Source organism: Alpinimonas psychrophila, assembly GCF_014137865.1.
Classification (GTDB): Bacteria; Actinomycetota; Actinomycetes; order Actinomycetales; family Microbacteriaceae; genus Alpinimonas; species Alpinimonas psychrophila.
In genome coordinates, this window is record NZ_JACGWU010000005.1 from 93,166 (window position 1) to 114,425 (window position 21,260).

Sequence of the window (21,260 nt, forward strand, 5' to 3'; positions counted from 1 at the left end):
TCAGACTCCCGCCTTCATTGTCTGCTCGCCGTAAACCTGCACGAAAATCTCCTCAAGCGAGAGTTTGCTCGTCGTAAAGCTACGAACGAGCACTCCTGCCGTCACGAGATCCCTCAGAATCTTTGCTTCGTCCACGGAATCAGCCAACGTGAGCTCCGCATAGTTGCGGGTGAGTGTGCTGATCTCGTAATGCGGTGACGGCGGAACCTCGCCGGAGTACACCAGCCGAATCATGGTGCCCCCGTACTGGTTCTGCACCTCCGGGATGGTGCCATACGCCTCTGCTTGCCCGTCTTTCAGAAGGATGACACGGTCACACAACCGCTCCACTTCCTCCATTTGATGCGTGACCATCAGCACGGTCGCCCCGTTGGTCTTCTGTTCCTCGATGATGTCCATCAGCAGGCGTCGGTTGACGGGGTCGAATCCTTTGGTCGGCTCATCCAGAATGAGAAGTTCCGGATCATTCATGATCGTGACGCCAAGTTGAACTTTCTGCTGCTCACCACCGGAGAGTTTCTCCACCCGGGTTCGCGCCTTATCGCCGAGGCCAACCCGCTCGAGATAGTTCACCGACCATTCTGCGGATGCCCGTCTACTCAAACCTTTGAGCCGCCCAAAGTAGGTCATGACGTCGATGACGGATTCTTTTTTGTACAGTCCGCGTTCCTCGGGCAGGTACCCAAGGCGCGGGCCCGTCTCGGGCGTGAAGGGACGGCCATCGATGTGGAGGACCCCGGCGGTGGGCTTGTAGATCCCGAGCAGCGCCCGGAGGGTGGTCGTCTTTCCTGACCCATTCGACCCCAGAAAACCGAAGGTCTCTCCGCGCTGAACATCGAAGGAAAGGTCATTGACGACCGTGGTTCCCCCGAAATCCATTCGGAAATTCTCGATATGGACAGGATGCTCAGTAGGGGGAGTCATCAATTCAGCCTAAGCGCCAACGCGTCTCCCACCCAAATGGCGGAGCGGCGGCGATTACCGGGCGCGCGGGGTCGCGGTGTCGCTGATGGCTGCGAGGAGGTTGCGTTTCACCAGTGGGAGGAGCTCGTTGCGCTGAATCGGGTCGATGCTAGGCCATGCATCCTCGATCGCGCCGTTCATTGCCGCAGCGAGGGTTCGGATTTCGTGTTCTACCCGGCCGATGTCGAGGCCCGTGGAGCGGGCAAGTTTGCGCCAGTGGTCGAGGCTGACTGCAGAGGGGCGTCGGGCTCCGCTGATTTCCATGGCGAGGTTCTGGTCGTACTCGGGGTAGAGGATGACGGGCACGGCGTCGTAGAGAGGGGCGAGGGAGATCCGGTCGGGCCGGAGCATGACCGAGTAATTCTTCGCGTGAGCGTCAGCGTTGCCGATTATGGTGTTGAACGCGAGCTGGCGGAGGAAGTCGTATTCGATGTCCGGATCGGCAAGCTCGGCGGCACGGAGCAATTCGATCGTCTGCTTCGCTGTCTGGTCATACTTTCGTTTGGCCGAGGTGCCGGAAGCCTGAGCGAGATCCTCCGCGTGGATCCGCTGGGCAGCGACGGTCCCGGTTGGTGCGCGGTCGAACCGTTCGACGATGAAGGCCTGCTGGTCGAGCATGTGTAGGAGTGAAGCTTTCGCAGCAGGGAGCCCGACGGTGCTGGCCAGCGCGAGGGTGTCGGCTTCGACCTGTTCGAGGCCGGGGAGCCTCATGGCTGCGGGCTTGATGATGTGGGTGGACGGCATCGTGCGGTTCGACCAGTACCATTCCCCTTCGTAGTCAGCGAGGGCAAACTTTCCCTGTGATCCGGCGAGGGAGAAGCGCGCCGGACCTTCGGCGGGTGTCCAGGCGTCGGGGTCTCGTTTGATCGCGGCGATCCGTTCGGCTACGTCCATGTCAAGCGCCGGGTCGAGGAGCGGCTGGTCGCGGCGGAGGTCAGCTCCGGCGGGGACAAGAACGAGACCTCCGGCGATGTCGCCTCCGGCGGCGGCGAGGAGGCTAAGGGTGTCGGCGCCTGCGGCGCCGTAGCTCTTCTTCATGCGCTCCCGCACCTCGGCGCGGTCGGGCAGGAGGTTGTCAAGGAGGTTCGTCGCTGCGGAGCGAGATGCGCGGCCATCGCGCGGGATCGAAAGCGAGATAGGTGTCGCCGGTGCTGATTCGTCATAGGTGAACACCAACTCGCCGGTGTGGCCCCCTTCGGCGAACCGTCCATAATAGACACCCTCCAGGTAGGCGTCGAGCTCGATCACCTGTCGCCTCGCGGGGTCGGCAGCGCGGTCGCCTCGATGTCGAGTGCACGCAGCACACGGCGGATCGACCCAACCGAGTCCGGGTCGGCATGCTCGATACGGCGCACCTGGCGTGGGGTCAGGTCAACGTTCACAGCGAGAGCCTGAACGCTCAGGCCCCGGATGGTTCGCTCACTGAGAACGGCGGAGGCGAGGTCCTCCGGGCGGCGAAGGTAGAGGGTTGGGCGACGGCGAAGCTGCGTGCGGACACTGTTGTGGTCTCCGGCGATCGCGCGCACCACCATGCTGCTGGTCGCGTCGATGATCGTGGGCGCGGTGTTGCCCCACCACTCGGCGAGAAGGGCCGCGGGGTCCTCGGCCTCGCGCAGGGCCCTAATCCGCTTGGCGGTGCGGGCGCGGAGCTGTCCTTCGAGGGAGGCGATGCTCCGATTCTGGATCGCAGCAGAAAGGGCCTTGCGAGACTCGGCCGACAGTGGGCGCCGAGATGGTACGGGGTTGCGTGCAAAGTCAGAGTCGATCTCCCAGGCGCGTCCGCGTTTGGTCGCGCGGACGGAGCCATTAGCGATGAGCGCACGCACGCGCCTCTCGCTAATCCCACGCTCGAGGGCGAACTCTTTGATGTCCATGACACAAGGGTACCGCATGTCCGCCCTTAAGGTGCCTAGTTCATTCGCATGCCGTCTTCGCGACGTATGGAGTGGAAACCAACGGTCCCACAAACGAAGGATTATGGAACAAGTTTCTTAGATTTCTGAATGTCAGAGTGAACCGTCCCTGATTATGCGGCGGCTTGTCTATTAACTAATCGTTTCTCTAATGAGATGAAGGCTGTTCTGATACCGTTCTTTTCTGATCCTTGCATGAAGCCATTGTTCTGCGATTCGGACGCCATCAAGTTTTCTAACTTCCGTAACAAAGTCATTGAAACCAAGCAAGTCGTTGAACGTTATCGTTCCCACGAGATTAAATCGACCGACGGTACGGGCTATGAACTCAAGTCCGCGTTGTCCTTCCAATAATTCTATGAGCTCAGATTGGTCACTAGTTGCTATAAACCCGAAGCCAAAAACTAGCTCGTTCGTAATTTCCGTCCGTTGACGCAAAAGGCCAATCTGCATCGCTCCAGTCTCAATAAGGCGGTTAATTCGGGTTCGACAACCCGAAATTGACAGCCCAACTTGCTCGCCCATTTCGGAGTATCCAAGTCGTCCGTCCAACTGAAGTAATTCAATGAGGTGCAAGTCGATGGAGTCAAGCGCCAGTTCAAGCATTTGTGGTTCTTCACCAAGGAAAAAGCTCTTGAGCATTCGCTCGTAAATAATCACCTGCACTTCAAGGACACCCGCTATGGAACGAATGTAATGAACATCGTTGTAAAGATCATTCATATTTGCCATGTGCAATTCAGCAACAAGTTGATTGTGGCCCGCCACCTCAGATACGAAAATTGATGAATTCATCTCGCAAACCATTTCTGACATTGCGCCAACATCACCCTCAGAACGAATAGTCACGTGAGCAAGTACGTTGAGCCCCAGTAGGCGTGGATGAACTGCAGCAACGATGCGAATGTCACCATTTTCTATCAACGCTCCTATTCGTTTCGCAACGTTGGTTCGATTTGTATTTAGCTGACGAGCGATATCGCTAAAAGACGCTCTTCCGTCTCGGCGAAGAAGTGCAACGGAGGCTTCGGTAATGGTGTCCACGACGAACAGAATACAGTGCGCCGCAAACGCCTGAAAACAAAATTATTATAAATACTTCATTTGAAGCAAGTATTGTCGATAAAACACGTGCAATATGTGCCGCTTTTTGAAAGTTTTAGTCATATAACAGCAATTATGAATTGACAAACAAGAGCGTTGTGCACAGGATGAGCATTACGCATCCGCCCTCAGCAACGTCATCCCCGGGTGGAGCAATATGCATTCAATGGAGAAGTCATGAAAAAACCAATGTACGGATTGATCGCCGCTGCATCGCTCGCACTCGTTCTCTCGGGCTGCGCAGCGGGGAATTCTAACGCTGATACGACGACCGCAGCAACGGATTCAAACTCAAAAGCACCTGCCGGCCTTGTCAATGAGGGCTATTTCACTGCTTGCATTGACCCTGAATACCCACCACTTGAGTATTACGCAGATTCGACGGGGGGCGACATTATCGGCTTTGACGCAGACGGCATCAGAGCAGTCGCAGACGCGTGGGGCGTCGAACCAAAGTTTGAAGTCACATCATTTGACGGGCTTATGCCCGGGCTTCAGTCAGGAAAATGTGACGTCATCTTCGGTGGTCTTTACATGAGCGAGGCTCGAATGCAAGTAGCTGACGCCAGCGCTGTCATGAATGCCGGCCCGTCGGTCCTCGCTTCACCTGCTCTCGCCAAAACATTGAATAAGCCTGAGGACCTTTGTGGTCTGAATGTCGCCACACAGGCGGCCTCCAGTAATGCCGCGAGTGTTGTGGCACTCAGCGATAAGTGTGTTGCAGATGGCCGGAAGCCAATCAATAGCACGGAATACCCCAAGACCGCGGAAACCGTTCTTGCCGTGATCAACGGAAAGGCCGATGCGCTTGTTGAGACGAATGTTGCTGCTACATACATGGCAACTCAGAGTGAAGGCAAGTTAGCCGTTGCCGGAAATGTATTTGCCCCTGATACAACTTTTGGAGTGTTCACGAAGAAAGGCAGTCCCTTGTCTGAAGCGGTAGCTAAGGTTCTTGTCACCGTGTTTGATAACGGAGCTCTTGCCAAAGCCGCCAGTCAATACAATTTGGACGTTTCAATCTTGAACGTTCACTAAAGACCCAGCTTGTGTGGTTGTCGAGGTGGGCTCTCTGGAACAGCGCAGTGACTCTGACCGACACTCTGTTTTTCTATGTGTACAGAGTCCCTCTCGATAACCACATGTAAATAGGAGTTGTTTCGCATGCTTTTTGATCCTCAAATATTCTTAGAACAGCTCGTGAATCCCGCTTACCTTTGGGGCGCATTTCTTTCAGTTGGTGTGGCGGTCTTTTCGCTCCTCATCGCTACCGTCATCGGTTTCTTCTTGGCCTTGGGCCGAACTTCAAAAAAACTATTCCTTGTTGCGCCTTCTCACGCGTACGTTTGGTTCTTTCGCGCTCTACCAGCCCTTCTTGTCTTACTGATTATGTGGAACGCTCTGCCTCAATTGCTGCCCGCGTTACGGTCAGACTGGTATACACCCTTCCTGGCCGCCTCGATCGGCCTAGGTCTTGTTGAAGCGGCTTTCATGGCGGAGATCATTCGATCCGCTCTCAGCAGTGTTGATGAGGGGCAGGCATTGGCCGGTCGCGCATTGGGCTTGAAACCAGCTTCCGTGATGATCAAAGTTGTCTTGCCCCAAGCCATTAGGACCGCTCTACCTCCAACTGGTAATGAATTTATTGGCCTAATTAAATACTCTTCTCTTGCCTCAGTGATCTCACTGCGCGAATTGTTGACGACCGCGCAAGTCGGTGTAAACATCACTTTTCGCTACGCGGAGTACTACACCGTTGCCATCATCTACTACCTCGTCATCGTCACAATTATCACCGTCGTGCAAAGCCGCGTTGAACGAAAGTTTCTATGGACATCAAAGTCCGTCAAAAGAGTCGATCGAACGTCGAGAACCTCATTGAATCAACTTGAGGAGCAAAAATAATGAGTTTGGATAAGCCTGTCGCTCCAGATCGTTCGGAGAATGAGTCCACACCAACACTTCAAGTGAAGAATCTTCACAAGGCCTACAACGGCAATGAAGTTCTCAAGGGTGTTGAGTTTGCAATCAACAGGGGTCAAGTGAAGGCAATTCTGGGCCCCTCTGGATCCGGAAAATCAACGATGCTGCGTTTGATGGCTCTACTTGAACCCGCCGACGATGGGGCCGTCTTTCTTGATGGCCTTCAAATTGGAACAAGCAATTCAAAGGGAAAGACAATTCACCACTCGGAAGGAAAACTCGCCGTTGAACGCAGAGACATCGGCATGGTCTTCCAAAGGTTCAATTTGTTCCCCCATCTATCAGCCCTTGACAATGTTGCGCTGGCGCTCATCAGTGTGCAATCAATAAAGAGGTCAGATGCGAGGGAGACGGCGTTCCGTCTTCTTGAGAGGGTGGGACTTGCTGATCGTGCCAGTCATTTCCCTTCAGAACTATCTGGAGGCCAGCAACAGCGCGTAGCTATTGCTAGAGCCCTTGTCCTCAAGCCACATGTAATGCTCTTCGATGAGCCGACATCTGCTCTGGATCCTGAACTAGTAGGCGAAGTGTTAGAAGTCATGGAGGACCTTGCTGCGTCGGGGATGACAATGATTGTGGTGACACACGAAACCCGGTTTGCGCGCAGAGTCGCCAACGAAGTGACGCTTTTTGATAGTGGAGTGATTGTTGAGCAGGCGGAGCCGAATGAGTTTTTTGAAAATCCACAGCACGAACGGACTAAGAGGTTCTTGAGTCATGTCCACTAAACAAGTTGAATCTCAACTTGCTTCGCCGGAAGAACGGACGATGTCACATCCGTTTAATCGGGCCGTATATACGGATCTCGATGGAATTGACTTCACTGCCGGCATCGAATTGCTGGAGGCTAACGGTTTTTCCTTTTCACTGATCAGCTCACTCGATTCAGAAGAAATTATTAGTGCCTCAGAGGGTGCCTCCGCACTACTGGTGGGCTATGCAGAAATCACACGAGAAATGATTGAGAGGATGCCTAGCGTTCGAATCATCGCACTCATGTCAATGGGCTTTGACAACGTTGATGTCGAAGCCGCGTCAGACCATGGAATTTGGGTTACAAACATACTTGGCGCCGCTACCGAGGAAGTCGCAACCCATGCGCTGGCACTGACTCTCAATGTAGTTCGAGGTATCTCACTTTCAGACCGATTAGTCAGATCAGGGCATTGGAACGCGAAAAAGGAGTCCACTCCACCACGCCTGAGCGACTGCACTCTTGGTGTGATCGGTCTCGGTCGCATTGGGTCGAGATTTGCTGAAATCGCACGGCCGCTATTCCGAGAGGTGATTGGATACGATCCGCTCCTACCAGATACGAGTGAGTCGCGTGCGTGGTTAGAAGGTATTGGTGTGCGTCGAGTTTCCCTTTACGTGTTGTCCTCAACAGCACGGGTCGTTTCCCTCCATCTCCCTCTAACGTCTGAAACGGTCAACATGATTGACTCTGATTTTCTATCGACGATGCCCAAGGGCTCATTCCTTATCAATGTCAGTCGTGGAGGCCTAATAAACAGCCAGGCACTTGCTAACTCCCTGACGACCGAGCACCTAGCCGGAGCTGCGCTCGACGTTCTCGATGTCGAGCCCCCGCCTTCTAGCCACCCACTTCTTCAACACCCGAAAGCTGTGATAACTCCACACAACGCCTATCTGTCGGACCGCAGTGACGCCGAGTATGTCCGCCAACAGGCACAAAACATCGTGACTTGGGCAAGATGTGGTCGCCCGGACACGCCAATCATCGATTTAGCAAAAAACCAATCCCATACTTCCTGACATTCGGAGCATCGCATTATGAGAAAACTTTCAACGTTCGAGCGGCCCTTCAGCGATTACCATCTCGAAATCGTTTCGGCGCGTTCTATTTACACTGTTGACGCGAATGACACCGTCGTGACCGCGATTTTAATTGCTGCAGGGCAGATTGTTGCCTCCGGAACAATAAGCGAGTGCCGCACTGCTGCTTCAAAATTATCGACTCAATCACCCACCGAGACCGACTTCGGTCACAACATAATTGTTCCAGGATTCATCGATGCACACGCGCATCCATTGATGTTGGGACAAATGATGAGCTGGGTTGATTGTGGACCAGATAAGGCCAAAAACATTCCGGAGATTATTTCTCTTTTGAAAGCTGCAGCAGTTAGCGTTCCCGACGGGCATCCCATCCGTGGCTATGGATATGAACAGCGGAATCTCGATGAGAAACGACACCCGCACAAAAGCGAGCTCGACGAGGTGGCCTCAAATAGGGAGGTATATCTCATGAATGCCTCGGGCCATGGTGGAGTCGTGAATAGCTACACTTTTGACCTTTACGGAGTGACTAAGGAAACTCCCAATCCTCAAAGCGGTGAGTTCTTTCGAGATAACCAAGGGGAACTAACGGGTGAACTTTCTGATGCTGCGTGCAATATTCTGACAGGCCTTAACGGAGTCAAAATTGGTCACCACGGCCCGAACTTTCATCTCAGCGACGCCCCGGCCGAGCACGTGCGTCAACTCGCTGTTGCGCAAGAAAATTTTCTTGCGGGGGGGGTTACGGCCATTGGGGACGCGCAGGTTTCCAAACGCGAATTTGACACTTATCTTCGCCTTGCCGAGCAAAAAGGCCTCAAGACACGAGTTTCAATGTACTTACTTTCACACCTCCTTGATGACGCCATTGACTCCGGAATGCATGGGGCTTTCGGGAACTCCTTCCTCAGCTTTGCAGGCATCAAGTTCTACGCAGATGGAACGCTTGGCGGTTGGACAGCCTATTTCCCAGACGGCTATCTAGGGGATCCTTGCAGAACTGGACAGCTTTACCATGAACCAGAAGAATACAAGCGACTAATCTCTCGCGCCCATGCTGTCGGATTGCAAACAGCAACGCACGCACAATCACCCACAGCCATTGAAATGGTCATCGTCGCAATTGAAGATGCCTTGGCAGAAAGTCCTTCCACTGATTCGCGCCACCGAATCGAACATTGCGGCCTTCCGACTCCTGAACAGATAGCAAGAATGGCAAAAGCAGGGATTCGTCCTGTTAGCCAGCCCCAGCATCATTACAACTGGGGCGAAGGAGTTGAACAGGCCATTGGAACTCCCGGAGAAAGATTCAACCCTCTCGGCGAATTCGCACGTGGAGGCGTGAGCATCACCATCAGTTCAGACGCCCCAGTCGCAAATCCACGCCCTCTTGAAGCAATCAGAGCAGCAATTAGTCGCATAACCAGGCGTGGCAGCCAACTTGGTGAAGAGACTTTGGCAATATCGCGCGTCCAGGCTCTTCGCGCCCATACAATCAACGCGGCTTTCACGCTCGGGCGTGAGTCAGATTTGGGCAGTCTGGAAATAGGAAAGCGTGCAGATTTTGCTGTCCTTGATGCAGATCTTTTTGAAATTGATCTTGAAGAGATTGCCCACATAAAGGTTGTTCAAACTTGGGTGGATGGCTGTAGCCGCTACTCGTCAGAATAAGGATTTGCTTTGAATTACAGCTCAAAATCGATAGCAAGCGCCTTGACTGCAGGAGTTATTGTCGATAACGCAGGACGGGCAATCATGACCACTTTGCGGAACTACGGGGTGGATACGGTTTTTGGCATTCCCGGAACTCATAATTTGGAGTTATATCGACCTCTGAAGGAACTTGGGATTCGCCCTGTAACGTCGCGCCATGAGCAGGGGGCGGGATACGGTGCTGATGGATGGTCACAACAGACGGGTCTTCCTGGAATCGTCATTACAACCTCAGGACCTGGACTGCTAAATGCCCTTTCGGCAGCAGGAACGGCATATTGCGAATCTCGACCTCTCATTATTTTGTCGCCCGGTGCCTCCGAAGGCCAAGAATTTGCAGATAACGGCGCGCTTCATGAAACCAAGAACCCTACCGGTGCCGTTGGAGCAATCGTTGAATGGAGCAGACGTGTTCACAGCGCAACTGAAGCGGTTCAAGCCGTCCACGACGCCTTCGAACTCTTTCGCTATGGTCGTCCGAGGCCTGTTCATATTGAAGTTCCTCTAAATATCCTCGAAGGATTAAGTGACTGCCCTGAATCACTTAAACGCGCTCGCCCCGTTCGAGCCTCCATGGAGGCAGATTATGGAGACGTCCTAGCTGCCGCTAAAACGCTTCGGCAAGCCCTTAGGCCACTTATTATTGCTGGTGGCGGAGCCCTTCGTTCAAGCAGTGATTTATCGTCCCTCGCCGAGTTGTTGAATGCTCCTGTGATCACAACGCTTAACGGCAAGGCCGCTATTCCGGAAGCACACGCACTGTCACTTGCTTCAGATATTCGACTTCCTTCGATGCAGACTTTTATTAATGACTCTGATGCAATCCTGATTGTCGGCTCTAAACTTGGCGACGCCGAGCTATGGGGAGGCACGATAAGCCCAGTCGGAATTGTTGTCCGTATCGACATACTGGAGTCACAGCTTCAAAAGAATGTGAAATCCGAAATATCTCTTGTGGGCGACAGCTCCACGGTCATCCGGCAACTTATGGAATGCCTCCTTGAATGCGCCAAGAGTCAACCGTCTGTCTCTTTCCATAAACTTCAACATCGCTCGGAACAATTAGATTCTGTCCGATTGGAAGCGGCCGCCGAGGCGCGTTCAATATCACCCCAACTTTATTCAATCGCGAAAGCAATTGCAGGCGCGCTGCCAGAAAATGCCATAGTAAGTGGCGACTCGTCACAAATTACTTATTTTGGAATGTCGAGCGTCGTTCGGCAAGACCTCGCTCATTCATTTCTTTATACGCCTACCTACGCAACCCTCGGCTACGGCCTACCTGCTTCTATCGGAGCAAAGGTGGCAAGTCCGCATCGACCTGTCATCTGTGTTTTGGGAGACGGTGCACTGATGTTCTCGATTCAAGAATTGATGACCGCCGTGGAGCAAGAAATCAGCATCACGGTTGTGTGTGTTGACAATGGCGGTTATGGCGAGATTCTTCAGAATGAACGCGACCGAGGCATTGAGCCAGTTGGCGTTGTGCTTAGGCAACCTGACTGGGTGGAACTTGCGAATGCTTTCGGCGCAAGGGGCTATCTCATCGCAGATTTGGAAGAACTTTCGCTCGTGGTCGCACGCGTAATCAACGCGCCCGGAGTGGACGTTCTTCACGTTCCACTTCATCGATTCTAAACCTTCGAGATTCATTTGATCGAAATCATCCGTAAGCATCCAGATTGGAAAAACTCATGCATGCACTAAAAGACAACATGGCGGCCAAGAAATCTGCTCAAGTCTGGATAGACGAGAACATGCCTTTGCTATCTGATTGGCATACCAACATCTGGGAGCTGGCGGAGCCGGCGTGGAGGGAGTTTCGTTCGGCGAAGTGGTACGTCGAGTGTCTGCGCGCGGAAGGTTTTACCGTAGAAGAAGGATCCGCGGGGATGCCAACGGCCTTTAGCGCAACTTGGACAAACGGCATGGGCGGCCCAACGTTACTTACATATGCCGAGTACGACGCGGTGCCCGGAAACAATCAGTCTGCATCAGTTATTGAAGAGACTCGGGATGGCATGAGTCGGTTTGCTCCTGGTCACACCGATCCCCATTCAGCGCTAGGAATATCCACTCTTGCGGGGCTGCTTGCCACAAAACATGCAATGACAGAGTTCAGCATCTCAGGCACTCTAAAGTACACGGGCGAACCCGCAGAGAAAATGCACGGGTCGAAAGTAGTCCATGGACTTCGCGGCTACTACGACGATGTTGACGCAATTGTGAGCTTTCATCCCTTCTACATGTTGCCCCTCTGTAACACCGCCCGATGGGATACCCAATGCGGTGCCTATTACAGCAAGGTCTATACATTTATCTGCGATGAGCCAGAATCCTGGCAACTTTCGTCAAACCCAAACTCACCGATCCCCGCTTCGCATTCTTCGGCACGCGCTCCAGGCGCAAACGTTGCACTGATGTCGATGTACACCACGGCGCGAATAATGCAGGACGCGATGCTACCGAGCTTTGGCGGATGGAGCCTCAGTGACGCGATTCTTCTTGATGGGCAGGCCACTGCAGATAACCTTCCCGCCCGGGTTGCTCGAATTCAGTATTCATGGCGAACTCCGAACATTGAAATGGCTGAGCATGTTCTCGCCGTCCTCGATAGAAACGCAAAGAACTCAGCGGAAATGGCTCACTGTTCAACTGAAGCCACATGGATCGCCAGAAGCCGACCAGGAATCACTAACCACGTAATGGCCACTGTCCTCTACGAGAACCTGACGTGTGTGGGAGCGCCAGTATACGATCAGAACGCAATCAAAGTAGCACAGGAAATTCAGAAAAACTTAGGTCTCGAAGTCATGGACAAACCATTCCTCAGCGAATGCGAGAAACTAATTTCTCCTCAGGACGCCGAGGCCCTTCTTCGGGAACACCTAGCTCCTTGGCAGCAAAACTGGACGAGCGATGACTATGTGGAGATGACTCACTACGCACCAACCGTGCGCTTCTACATTTCGCGCCCGGCCCTCAAAACGCCCGCCGGGGCAGGCGCCTATCCAGGTTGGGTCATGAATGCCCTCGGCGGGATTCCAGCGACAATTGATCCGACAATCGTGACAGCAGGAAAGACGATCTCAGGAACATTCATCGACCTATTCACTGAGCCACACCTTCTCAAGGAAGCCCGAGATGAGTTCAACGATCGCGTGGCTGCAAACCCAATGCCGGTTTTACTGGATGCTGACTTTGAACCTCCGATCAATCTACCGTGGCCCGACTATAGAGCCCGAGGCGAAGAACGAAGCTGGGGCTAACTCTAATCGCACTAACAAAGATTGCGATGTTCGGTATCGAAGACGACATTGCCAGCCTTGATCTCAAGTCGCGCCTCCTCTTGCAAGTCCATGACGAACTCGTGCTCGAGGGTTTTGAAGGGGAGTGGGACGTCGTCGAGAAGCTCGTCGTCTATCGCATGGAGAACGCCGCGACACTGAGCGCGCCCCTTGATGTACAGGTCGGTAAGCGCCAAAATGGGCGAAGCTGCTCATGCTTTGTACTCGGTAATGACGTTGGTAACACGCGACTGATTGGTGCGAGCCCCCCGCATGTGGTGTGTGCTTGAGTGTAGTTGCAGTAAGCAAACCACGAGCGAAGTGCGTTCGGCGGCGATATGGTCGTCGTTGACTTGTGAGATGAGTCCGAACAAATTCTTGCGTGCTCCAGTTCCGGTAATCGGAGTCATTGGTGTCTCCCCTCCTAGCCACACGTGTTGACGAGCAAACTTTTCGCGATTTTGAAAAAGTCCTCGCCGCTACCGGCGTTAGTCAAAGCCAACTCCTCCGGTCCTGGCCCAGCGTTGGCATAAGCCAGAAGACGGCACAAACATGGGAATCACATTTCCCCGAGCTAAAGAGTTCTGCGGAGAACTCGCGACAATAGGCCGCCAAAGAGATCACCCCTAAAGAATTAGGCGGAAGCCAGGCCGGTGCGGCACACACACCCATGCTGCTTGCTTCTCATACCAGGCATGGTAGCCATACAGAGTGCACGTAAGAACTGCGTTAGCTGCATGAACAACAAAAGCTGTGGCAACTGGTTCGCTTGCGGAATATCTGTCGCGGCGTATCGTTGAAGGGGAAGTCAGCGACGTTAAGGAGTTAGCTAATGACCGATCTCAAGGTAATGCCACACAGTTCAACCGATCCGGATATCGCCTCGGGAGTAGCCCAGGTCCTCGGCCCCGTCGTGGTCGATCTGACCGCGCTCTCCGTCGACAGCAAGCAAGCGCACTGGCACGTGCGTGGTGCAAACTTTCAGGCCGTTCACGAGCTCCTCGACGTCGTCGTTGACAACGCCAGGCAGTACGCAGACACCGCAGCGGAGCGCGTCATTGCGCTTGGTCTGCCAATCGACGTCCGAATACAGACCGTCGCGAAGAAAGCAACGACAGGCACAATGAGTGCTGGCTTCCAGCAGGCAGACACGGTGATCGCCGAAGTCATCTCCGCGATCGACGCGGCGCTTGTCACGGTGCATACGGCCGTCGAAGAACTGGCCCAGCTCGACCCGGTCAGCCAGGACGTCGCCATTGAAATCGCGCGCGGACTCCAGAAAGACCGCTGGTTCTTGTTCTCCCACATCAGTGCGAAGTAGCACGGTCATCACTCCGCTGTCATAAATTCCCATCCGTATAGTCGATGACGGATGTGGGGGAGGGTCACCTTCTTGCAGAGTCTGCTCATTGAGTTAACGGATTAGAAAGAGGTCTACTAATGTCCCGCCGAAATGCCCCCGTTGCCCGCCGGTCTACATTTAAACTCGGGCTCGTCGGGCTCGTCGGGCTCCTCACTTTCGCGTTGGCCGCCTCGGCACTCCCCGCTTCCGCCGCAGTGACATCAACCATTCCCGTTTACCAGGATGACCTTTCGTCAACCAACGTGAGTAGTGGGCGGACGTCTTGGGACTCGTCAAATTCAGTCAAATTTAATGAACTTCCCGCTGCGGGCACAAAGTGGGCACTCGACATCGAAAACAAGCCAGCCGGATCAGCATTAATCGGTGTTAGCGGACTGACGCTGAGTGTCACGAACAATAACTCTACGCCGACCAAGGTTCGCTACCAGTACTACGTGGGAACTGGAGGCTACCCTGCGGTCGACGCCCGGTTTCCGACCCTGATAGATGTGTTCGCTGCACCGTTGGGCTGGGATCAGGCCCTTGTTTCCGGCGAAGAGAGATTTGGCGTCGGTCTTCAGATCCAGTTGGAGAAAGAAATCACGCCTGGCGCCTACGCCCGCGTGACCGTTACTAACACTGCAGTTCCGGGGACCGGTCCGCGTGATTTCAGAACCGGGAACTGGTTCGCAAACACGAATATCCACGCTGACGGCTATCTTGACGGCATTGTTGTCAACGAGAGATACTTTACCGTTGGCGTTGCGCGGGACATATTGCTCACAAACTTCGGCGATTTCAAGGTGGTGTCGTTCGGCCCGAACCTCGGACGTGATCTCGCGTATGATTACCGCGTCCAAGACTTCACGATCCTCGACCAGACGTTCCATTTCACGGTGCCGTCGGTGAGCACCAGCTCCACGGTGTCCGTCTCACCATCCGGCTCGGCCATAGCGGGCGCGAAAGTGACCATCACTGGAACGGTGTCGCCATCGGATGCCATCGGCACGATCGAGATATTCGACAACGGGACCTCACCGCTAGGTGCGGGCGCGGCAGCCGGTGGAGTCTTCACAGTAGTGACCTCCACGCTCAGTGTTGGCAGTCACAGCTTTACCGCCACGTTCACTCCGACCAACCCCGTGAACTACCAGGCGTCGACGTCGCCTGCGGTCACGTTCTCCGTCAATAAAGCCGAAGTGCCGGCGCCTCCGCCGACGCCAAGCGGATCCATTCAGATCGTGGAACCCATCGCACCTCAAATACCGGTCGTGACAGAGCAGACTCCACCCCCACCTCCGGTGACCGCACAAATTGTGTTGACCAAGATAGGTTCCTCGACCGCGCAGCTACTGGAGCGTTACCAAACGGCCAACAATGGAAACGCGCCTCCCCCAGCCGCGGAGGTACTGACGATTGCTGCCGGTGAACTCGAGGCCCGGACCGGTGCCATCCTCTCCACAACTCACTTCGTAGCATCCATGCCGTGGACAGGAAACAGCGATGACCAGTGGGTCGATGTCTGGGCGTACTCAACACCAACCTATATCGGCACTTTCCCGGTCATCAACGGCGTACTAAAAATCACCGGGGCCGATCTGTCAGCACTGACAGCGGGCGACCACCACCTCGTGCTCGTTGGCCAAAGCAGCGGCGCCAGCGAAGTGATGGGCTTTGCGATCGCCGATCCCGCCAGTGTGCCAGGCGACAACGTCACGGTGACCCCCGAAGCTACAAACCCGAATGTGACTGCCGAGTCACCGGATCTCGGCTGGCTGCTGTGGGCGGCCATCGCCGGTGTGGCCATCGCGGCCATCACCACCATTGGAACCGTAATCAGACGCCGCCGCGACTAAGCTTCGCAACCCGCCTCTCGCAACCCAAGCTTGCGGTCTGTGAGGTGGCAGAAAAACCAATTGCCGATGTGCGAGTTAACGATTGCCAGCCCGGCCGTGTCCCTCTCCTGGCGGGCCAAAGAGGGTTACTAACCGAGCGCGAACCCAGAACCATTGAGCGTCCATAAAGGCGCGACGACGGCAACCATGACAAGCACAATCAAAAGAGTCCATAACGCTCTATCGCGACGTCTGGGTCGAATTATTGCGCCGGTGACCAACAACGCCACAAAGAGGGCAACGAGGACGGCGCTGCTGACAAGTGCGGGACCCAACCGTGCACCTGGAGCGCAGCTGGGTGGAACGGGGTAAATTGCGGGACAAATAATGGGTAGCGATTGGGCTACCCAAATCAGCGAAATTGAGATCGCAGCGATCGCGGCAGCCGGTACCGCCCAGCTCCATAAAGGTCGCACCGTAGACTGTTCATCCGATTTGATTGTCATGGGCTCAGAGTAACGGAGAGCTACGCTGGCCTAGAGTTTGTGAAAGTCGGATAACGTTTTGCCTGTAAGCCAGCCTCTGTGGATTCGAGGTTAATTTGGTCACGGCAATGCCCTCTCCGGCCTCAGTTGGCTCGGCGCGGTACTCACGCCAAGTGGTCGGTATCATGCCGCAACCCTATGACGTGCCTCACCAAAACTCGCAAGCAGAACCGCTAACGCGAAGATTTACATGAACGCAACGCCACACCACCAACGGGGAAAACGACCAAACCTCCCGCGCAGAAAAAAGCAATCCACTCGCCCGTGGCTAAGCTCACCCACAGCCCAGCCGCGAGAATTACCAGGCTATAGACAATTCCAAAAATCCAAAATCGCCGACGAGATGAGGTGATCTGAGCGGTGGACATGCCCTCACACTACTGGACACCCAAGGACTTGTGGCCTGCCGTGTTTGATAAAACCTCACACGCGTTGTCACGCTCGTCATGCAATGGGTTTGCGCGATCGATAACCTGGACGACATGCCCGTCAAGACAAAGACACAAGGCGCCACGCGCTCACTTGCAGTCGCAGCTTGCACTGTCCTTCTAGGCTTACTTCTCCTTTGGCTAGCACAGCCGGTTCTGCCTGGTTGGGCCTGCGCGGCCAGTCATCCAAGAGTGTGTCCTGCGCAGTTATTGCCTGTTCGTGCATCGCTAATCAGCTCAGGCCTTCTCGTCGCACTGCTCGCGATTGTCCTCGTCGGGCTACTGCTTCGGCCCCGAGCAAACCGCTGGCTGAGCAATATGTCTCATAGTGCCGTCGTCGCCGTTCCGGTAATTTTGGCCTTAACAGTCGTCGCGCACTTTCATATACCGCAGCCCTGATTCAAGCCTGCTTGGCGCGGATTGCGAGCACAGTCCTCGAGTTAACGCTGATTGACGGATTGTCCTAGCCGCTGCTGGGGTAAGCCAAAGTCAACTCTTAGCTGGAACCATTGATCTGCTGCTGGTTGAATACGGAAGCCTCAGTGACCGCAAACGCGAAATACTTATCCGGATATGGCCAAGCATCGGAATTAGTCAGAAGACAGCGCAAACATGAAAGCAACACTTTCCTTAGTCAAGAGTTCAAAGGAGAAATCATGACCCTGGATGCGTATTCAGACCTCTTCGACGATGATCTGGGCAGCGTTTCGGCCGCCTTCAATACGACCTAGGGCGAAGAGAACGTGTTCATTTGGTGTTCAGTTTGGTCTTTTGGAGCAAAAACCCTCTACTTCCTCTCAGATAAAGGGATGTAGGGGGTAAGACTTGGCGGAGACGGAGGGAACTCTCGGAACCCTTACGAGTTCCCCACCTTAGCGGAGTCGCCTTTTCCTAATCAGGGCCGACGTTGCAAGCCTCGAGGCTCCGGCCGTCGGCTCGTCCTCTCCCGTCTGCGAGATCGAGTAGATCTGGGACTCGCGCTGCGTCACAAGGCAAGGGGTTCGGGTACGTCGGGCGCATCAGGTGGCCCGTCGGCGAGAATCGCGGTCACGATGCTCACCGCGCGTTGAGTGAGAACATCGCCGGGATAGAACTCTTCATAGAGGTCTTCGGCTCCCTCGAGTGTGCTGATGTGACAGAGACTGAAAAGCAGGCGGATGTCGCGGGTGTCGCGGCCGGGCCGGTTGGCCCGCAGCTTCATCGCTTCCTGGGCGAACATGGAGTGAGTCGAGATCCTGAGTTGTCCCGCGGTCGAAGTAGCACAGAGCCAAGGCAGCACCGCCGACGAGTCGGATGCCCGCCACCTGATCGGCCGCGCGAAGCTCGACGATGAGTTCGCGAAGCCCGGTGATGATGTCGTCGCGGTCCAACGCAGTCACGGTCAGACGCTCGCGAAGGTGTCTCGCCAGGCGAGCACGCCACGCTTCGCGAACTCCGGGGGCACCTCGGAGTTCGGCGGAACCGGGTCGGCGGGATCGACGTCGAGGCCACGCGGGTTCTGCACGAAGCGGCTTCGCGCATTGACCCATTCGGGTGAAGGGAGGTTGTCTTCGCCGAGGCGCCATGCGACGATTGCAGCAAGTGCCGCGTCCCATACTGAGTCTTTGGTCGTCTCTGGTTCGGCGAGTCCAAGGACGCCGCGGACGAGGCCTCGCTCTGCTACGAGATTGTCGCTCAGCTGGATAAGAGCACGCAGCGCCCGATCCTTGTCGCCGACACGAAGCCGCTCACGTATTTCGGCGGCGATTGTCGCGGCGTCGTCGCGGCGAGTGGGCGCCGAATAGAGGCGATGATCGGCCCCAGCTAGCAAGCGATCGATGGTGTTGAACTCAGCGTCACGCCCACGCTCTGAACGAGAAACCGTGGCCTGGTCAATGCCTGCACGATCAGCCAACTGCGCCTGAGTGAGCTGCTGGCTTTTGCGTGCTGCGCGCACGAGCGTCGATGCGACTGCCACCGGAACCTCCTTCTGAATATGACTCGGAAATCATATTGTATCTGGATCAGCGGAGTTGCGCCACAGCTCACGAGCAATTCCCGGGCTTACCTTGGCACGAGCCACACGTTGCCGTTAATGGCGATGTGGGACGTTCAGGACGTCACCGAATCACTCATCCGGTCGTGTGGCAAGTTCACCGGAAATCAAGACATCTACTACTGGCTCGAGGCACTCGATCAGCTGTCTTACGTGGTGCGCGGTTCGGTCAGCGGCGGACAAGATCTCCTCGATTCCGTGTTTGCGAAGTCGACGCCCGCCGACTGAGGTGCATCACGCTCACCTGCAAGTCTGGAGGTTTCAACGAATCTCGACAGCAGCACTGGACCAGAAAGCCCCCCCCCTTCCGGATGGAGAACCCTCGGTAAACGCCAAGTACACAAAACGGAGCGGCACCACTCAATCAGTAGGTCACAGCAAAGCCAATGCTGGTCTAAATCGTACGCTGACCAAGGATTTTCTGGCGGAGTCGGAGGTGTCTGGTTTCAGGACATAGGAAACATCTGTCTCAAGACATAAGAAACAAACACCCACCATGCTGAAGCATGAACAGGGCCCGCCTCATTGTCACCGGCACTCGCACGGACGACACCAGCTCAGGCCCGTAGCCCTGATAGGCGACGCACGAGTGTGTTACGACAAGCTCGACTCAACCAGTGTGATCACATTCCGATACGGAGGGAAACTCCACCACATTGGCATCGGCCGGCCCTACAAAAAACGCCCATCATCATGCCCATCAACGGCCTTCAGATTCGCGTCTTTGACCAGAAAACCGGCGAACTCATCCGGGAATTAACCTTTGATGCCAGCCGCGATTACCAACGGCAAAAATGAAAGAAACCCCCGAACCCGTAGGTTCGGAGGTTTCCGATGTCTTGAGACATCACAATGGCGGAGTCGGAGGGATTTGAACCCTCGGAACCCTTACGAGTTCTCCACCTTAGCAGGGTGGTGCACTAGGCCGAACTATGCGACGACTCCTTGCGCACACGTCAAAACGCACGCACGGGTCCCATCATACCGGTTACTGCTGGTTGAGCGTTCGGCCCTTGGAGCACGTGAAAGACCCGGCCGTCTGTCCCGTAATTGAATCCGGCAAGACAGTGGCCGCCTGTTGAGTCGCGGCCGGAGTTGCTGTGGCCGTGGCCGAATCCGATGGGCTCGCCGTGCCCGCATCCGGCGTTGTTGTCGGTTCCACAGGAACCACCGTCGGGGCATTGGCATCAACGACGGAGCCTACCCCCGTCGTTCCCGAAAGGCTAATGGGTTGATCCGCGGAGATGGCATCGAAAAGTACGGCCGCGGCAGCCACGTTAGGTTGGACCTTACCCGAGTAGACACCTGCGCCCCCAGTGGTGCCCGGGTACTGCACGAAAACGATGCTGTCGAGAGGAATGTCTTTCATGGCCATGGCGATGGAAACCATAGTGTCGACATTGTTTAGGCTGTTCGATAGCGTCATGTTGCTCGCGGCTGCCTTGGCAAGCCCATAGAGCGCGACCGGGTTGGTTAGCGTTTCGGCACTCTTCAACTTGCGTACCAAGGACGAGAGGAAGACTTGTTGATTCGAGATTCGGCCGAGGTCACTCCCGTCGCCCACTCCGTGGCGGGTGCGCAGAAACTGGAGGGCGGCAAGGCCGGACAGTGTGTGCATTCCGGGATCAAGGAAGGTCTGCGTGTACTCATCCTGAATCGGATCGGCGACGCAGACGTCGACTCCCCCGATGGCGTTAGCCATCTCGATGACGCCGTTGAACTGAATTTCGGCAGCAAATGGAATACTCAGGCCCGTCAGCTCCTCGACAGTGAGCACCACACAGGCCAAACCGCCCTCATTGAGCGTGGCGTTGATGGGGCCTGTCCAGCCTCCGCCACCACCGGGGCAGTTAGGGAAGTGAACGACCATGTCACGCGGGATGCTAATAACGGTGGCGCTCTTGTGGTCTTGTGAAATGTGCAAAATCATGTTCACGTCATTGAGGACGCTGCCGGGATCGACATCAAAAACATTCGGGTCCGTGTTGGCGCGACTATCACTGCCCACCAGAAGAAGATTTACGCCTCCCTCGATCGCACCAATTTGGGGAATAGTGGCCTCATTCGCAAGGGCGACCCCGGGCTTAAAAGAACGCGCTACGTCCCACGCAGCGACGGCAGCAACCGAAGCTCCGCTCACGAGAAGGACCACCACAGCAGCCCCAATGAAGCCGAGAACCGTGCGAACGGGGCCGCGGGATTGCTGGCGGCCGTGACGAACAATGCCGGAGTCGCGGCGAACCCGGCGTGCACGAGTACGTGGCTCTTCACTCATGTTGCTCCCCTTGCGCTTCTCTTAGGTCAATCGATTA

Annotated in this window: 18 protein-coding genes and 1 tRNA gene; 11 read left to right on the forward strand and 8 right to left on the reverse strand. The window is 55.2% G+C overall.

Features of this window, described 5'->3' with window-relative positions; all coding sequences use genetic code 11:
* From FB555_RS08155 to FB555_RS08170, 4 genes are all read right to left on the reverse strand, one after another.
* A complete protein-coding gene (locus FB555_RS08155; RefSeq protein WP_246323664.1) occupies window positions 1–924 on the reverse strand; it encodes an ABC transporter ATP-binding protein in 924 nt (307 codons plus the stop codon).
* 54 nt (window positions 925–978) lie between these two features.
* A complete protein-coding gene (locus tag FB555_RS08160) occupies window positions 979–2,211 on the reverse strand; it encodes a HipA domain-containing protein (RefSeq protein WP_182484981.1) in 1,233 nt (410 codons plus the stop codon).
* Window positions 2,208–2,855 carry a hypothetical protein gene (locus FB555_RS08165; protein WP_182484982.1) on the reverse strand — a complete coding sequence of 216 codons (648 nt, stop codon included), beginning with the start codon at window positions 2,853–2,855 and terminating at the stop codon, window positions 2,208–2,210. The genes FB555_RS08160 and FB555_RS08165 overlap by 4 nt, the downstream gene beginning before the upstream one ends.
* Before the next feature lie 153 nt (window positions 2,856–3,008).
* Window positions 3,009–3,920 carry an AsnC family transcriptional regulator gene (locus FB555_RS08170; protein WP_182484983.1) on the reverse strand — a complete coding sequence of 304 codons (912 nt, stop codon included), beginning with the start codon at window positions 3,918–3,920 and terminating at the stop codon, window positions 3,009–3,011.
* A gap of 207 nt (window positions 3,921–4,127) precedes the next feature.
* Between FB555_RS08170 and FB555_RS08175 the strand changes: the two genes are divergently transcribed.
* From FB555_RS08175 to FB555_RS08220, 10 genes are all read left to right on the forward strand, one after another.
* A complete protein-coding gene (locus tag FB555_RS08175; protein WP_182484984.1) occupies window positions 4,128–5,018 on the forward strand; it encodes a transporter substrate-binding domain-containing protein in 891 nt (296 codons plus the stop codon).
* 126 nt (window positions 5,019–5,144) lie between these two features.
* Window positions 5,145–5,885, forward strand: a complete 741-nt coding sequence (locus FB555_RS08180) for an amino acid ABC transporter permease (protein WP_182484985.1) — start codon at window positions 5,145–5,147, stop codon at window positions 5,883–5,885.
* Window positions 5,885–6,691 (forward strand): amino acid ABC transporter ATP-binding protein, encoded by an 807-nt coding sequence (locus tag FB555_RS08185; RefSeq protein ID WP_182484986.1) that lies wholly within the window; start codon window positions 5,885–5,887, stop codon window positions 6,689–6,691. The genes FB555_RS08180 and FB555_RS08185 overlap by 1 nt, the downstream gene beginning before the upstream one ends.
* On the forward strand, window positions 6,681–7,739 hold the full coding sequence (locus FB555_RS08190) for a C-terminal binding protein (protein ID WP_246323665.1): 1,059 nt from the start codon (window positions 6,681–6,683) through the stop codon (window positions 7,737–7,739). Before FB555_RS08185 ends, FB555_RS08190 begins: the two co-directional genes overlap by 11 nt.
* A gap of 18 nt (window positions 7,740–7,757) precedes the next feature.
* Window positions 7,758–9,434, forward strand: coding sequence for an amidohydrolase (locus tag FB555_RS08195; RefSeq protein WP_182484987.1), 1,677 nt, complete (start codon window positions 7,758–7,760; stop codon window positions 9,432–9,434).
* Between the two features lie 9 nt (window positions 9,435–9,443).
* The gene (locus FB555_RS08200) at window positions 9,444–11,114 is read left to right on the forward strand and encodes a thiamine pyrophosphate-binding protein (protein WP_246323666.1); all 1,671 of its coding nucleotides are present in this window, start codon (window positions 9,444–9,446) and stop codon (window positions 11,112–11,114) included.
* Between the two features lie 56 nt (window positions 11,115–11,170).
* On the forward strand, window positions 11,171–12,745 hold the full coding sequence (locus tag FB555_RS08205) for a zinc-binding metallopeptidase family protein (RefSeq protein ID WP_182484988.1): 1,575 nt from the start codon (window positions 11,171–11,173) through the stop codon (window positions 12,743–12,745).
* Window positions 12,746–12,765: 20 nt separating this feature from the next.
* Window positions 12,766–13,053: a DNA polymerase gene (locus FB555_RS08210; protein ID WP_343046438.1), complete on the forward strand. Its 288-nt coding sequence runs from the start codon at window positions 12,766–12,768 to the stop codon at window positions 13,051–13,053.
* A 542-nt stretch (window positions 13,054–13,595) separates the two neighbouring features.
* Window positions 13,596–14,084 carry a Dps family protein gene (locus tag FB555_RS08215; protein WP_182484990.1) on the forward strand — a complete coding sequence of 163 codons (489 nt, stop codon included), beginning with the start codon at window positions 13,596–13,598 and terminating at the stop codon, window positions 14,082–14,084.
* A 119-nt stretch (window positions 14,085–14,203) separates the two neighbouring features.
* Window positions 14,204–15,961, forward strand: coding sequence for an Ig-like domain-containing protein (locus tag FB555_RS08220; RefSeq protein WP_182484991.1), 1,758 nt, complete (start codon window positions 14,204–14,206; stop codon window positions 15,959–15,961).
* A gap of 1,937 nt (window positions 15,962–17,898) precedes the next feature.
* Here the strand turns inward: FB555_RS08220 and FB555_RS08225 are convergent.
* Both FB555_RS08225 and FB555_RS08230 read right to left on the reverse strand, forming a co-directional pair.
* Window positions 17,899–18,132 carry a hypothetical protein gene (locus tag FB555_RS08225; RefSeq protein WP_182484992.1) on the reverse strand — a complete coding sequence of 78 codons (234 nt, stop codon included), beginning with the start codon at window positions 18,130–18,132 and terminating at the stop codon, window positions 17,899–17,901.
* A 162-nt stretch (window positions 18,133–18,294) separates the two neighbouring features.
* A complete protein-coding gene (locus tag FB555_RS08230; protein WP_182484993.1) occupies window positions 18,295–18,870 on the reverse strand; it encodes a helix-turn-helix domain-containing protein in 576 nt (191 codons plus the stop codon).
* A 117-nt stretch (window positions 18,871–18,987) separates the two neighbouring features.
* Here FB555_RS08230 and FB555_RS08235 point away from each other — a divergent pair, with 117 nt between their 5' ends.
* Entirely contained in the window at window positions 18,988–19,176 is a 189-nt protein-coding gene (locus tag FB555_RS08235) for a hypothetical protein (RefSeq protein ID WP_182484994.1), read from the forward strand.
* Between the two features lie 625 nt (window positions 19,177–19,801).
* Here the strand turns inward: FB555_RS08235 and FB555_RS08240 are convergent.
* Window positions 19,802–19,893, reverse strand: a tRNA-Ser gene (locus FB555_RS08240).
* A 43-nt stretch (window positions 19,894–19,936) separates the two neighbouring features.
* Window positions 19,937–21,223, reverse strand: coding sequence for an LCP family protein (locus tag FB555_RS08245; protein WP_182484995.1), 1,287 nt, complete (start codon window positions 21,221–21,223; stop codon window positions 19,937–19,939).
* Window positions 21,224–21,260 lie beyond the last annotated feature (37 nt).

What these genes read in the sequence shown, in the direction of transcription:
- FB555_RS08155 (WP_246323664.1), bottom strand. Translation starts at nt 924, where the DNA reads ATGACTCCCCCTACTGAGCATCCTGTCCATATCGAGAATTTCCGAATG.
- FB555_RS08165 (WP_182484982.1), bottom strand. Translation starts at nt 2,855, where the DNA reads ATGCGGTACCCTTGTGTCATGGACATCAAAGAGTTCGCCCTCGAGCGT.
- FB555_RS08180 (WP_182484985.1), top strand. Translation starts at nt 5,145, where the DNA reads ATGCTTTTTGATCCTCAAATATTCTTAGAACAGCTCGTGAATCCCGCT.
- FB555_RS08185 (WP_182484986.1), top strand. Translation starts at nt 5,885, where the DNA reads ATGAGTTTGGATAAGCCTGTCGCTCCAGATCGTTCGGAGAATGAGTCC.
- FB555_RS08190 (WP_246323665.1), top strand. Translation starts at nt 6,681, where the DNA reads ATGTCCACTAAACAAGTTGAATCTCAACTTGCTTCGCCGGAAGAACGG.
- FB555_RS08195 (WP_182484987.1), top strand. Translation starts at nt 7,758, where the DNA reads ATGAGAAAACTTTCAACGTTCGAGCGGCCCTTCAGCGATTACCATCTC.
- FB555_RS08205 (WP_182484988.1), top strand. Translation starts at nt 11,171, where the DNA reads ATGCATGCACTAAAAGACAACATGGCGGCCAAGAAATCTGCTCAAGTC.
- FB555_RS08215 (WP_182484990.1), top strand. Translation starts at nt 13,596, where the DNA reads ATGACCGATCTCAAGGTAATGCCACACAGTTCAACCGATCCGGATATC.
- FB555_RS08220 (WP_182484991.1), top strand. Translation starts at nt 14,204, where the DNA reads ATGTCCCGCCGAAATGCCCCCGTTGCCCGCCGGTCTACATTTAAACTC.
- FB555_RS08225 (WP_182484992.1), bottom strand. Translation starts at nt 18,132, where the DNA reads ATGTTCGCCCAGGAAGCGATGAAGCTGCGGGCCAACCGGCCCGGCCGC.
- FB555_RS08235 (WP_182484994.1), top strand. Translation starts at nt 18,988, where the DNA reads ATGGCGATGTGGGACGTTCAGGACGTCACCGAATCACTCATCCGGTCG.
- FB555_RS08245 (WP_182484995.1), bottom strand. Translation starts at nt 21,223, where the DNA reads ATGAGTGAAGAGCCACGTACTCGTGCACGCCGGGTTCGCCGCGACTCC.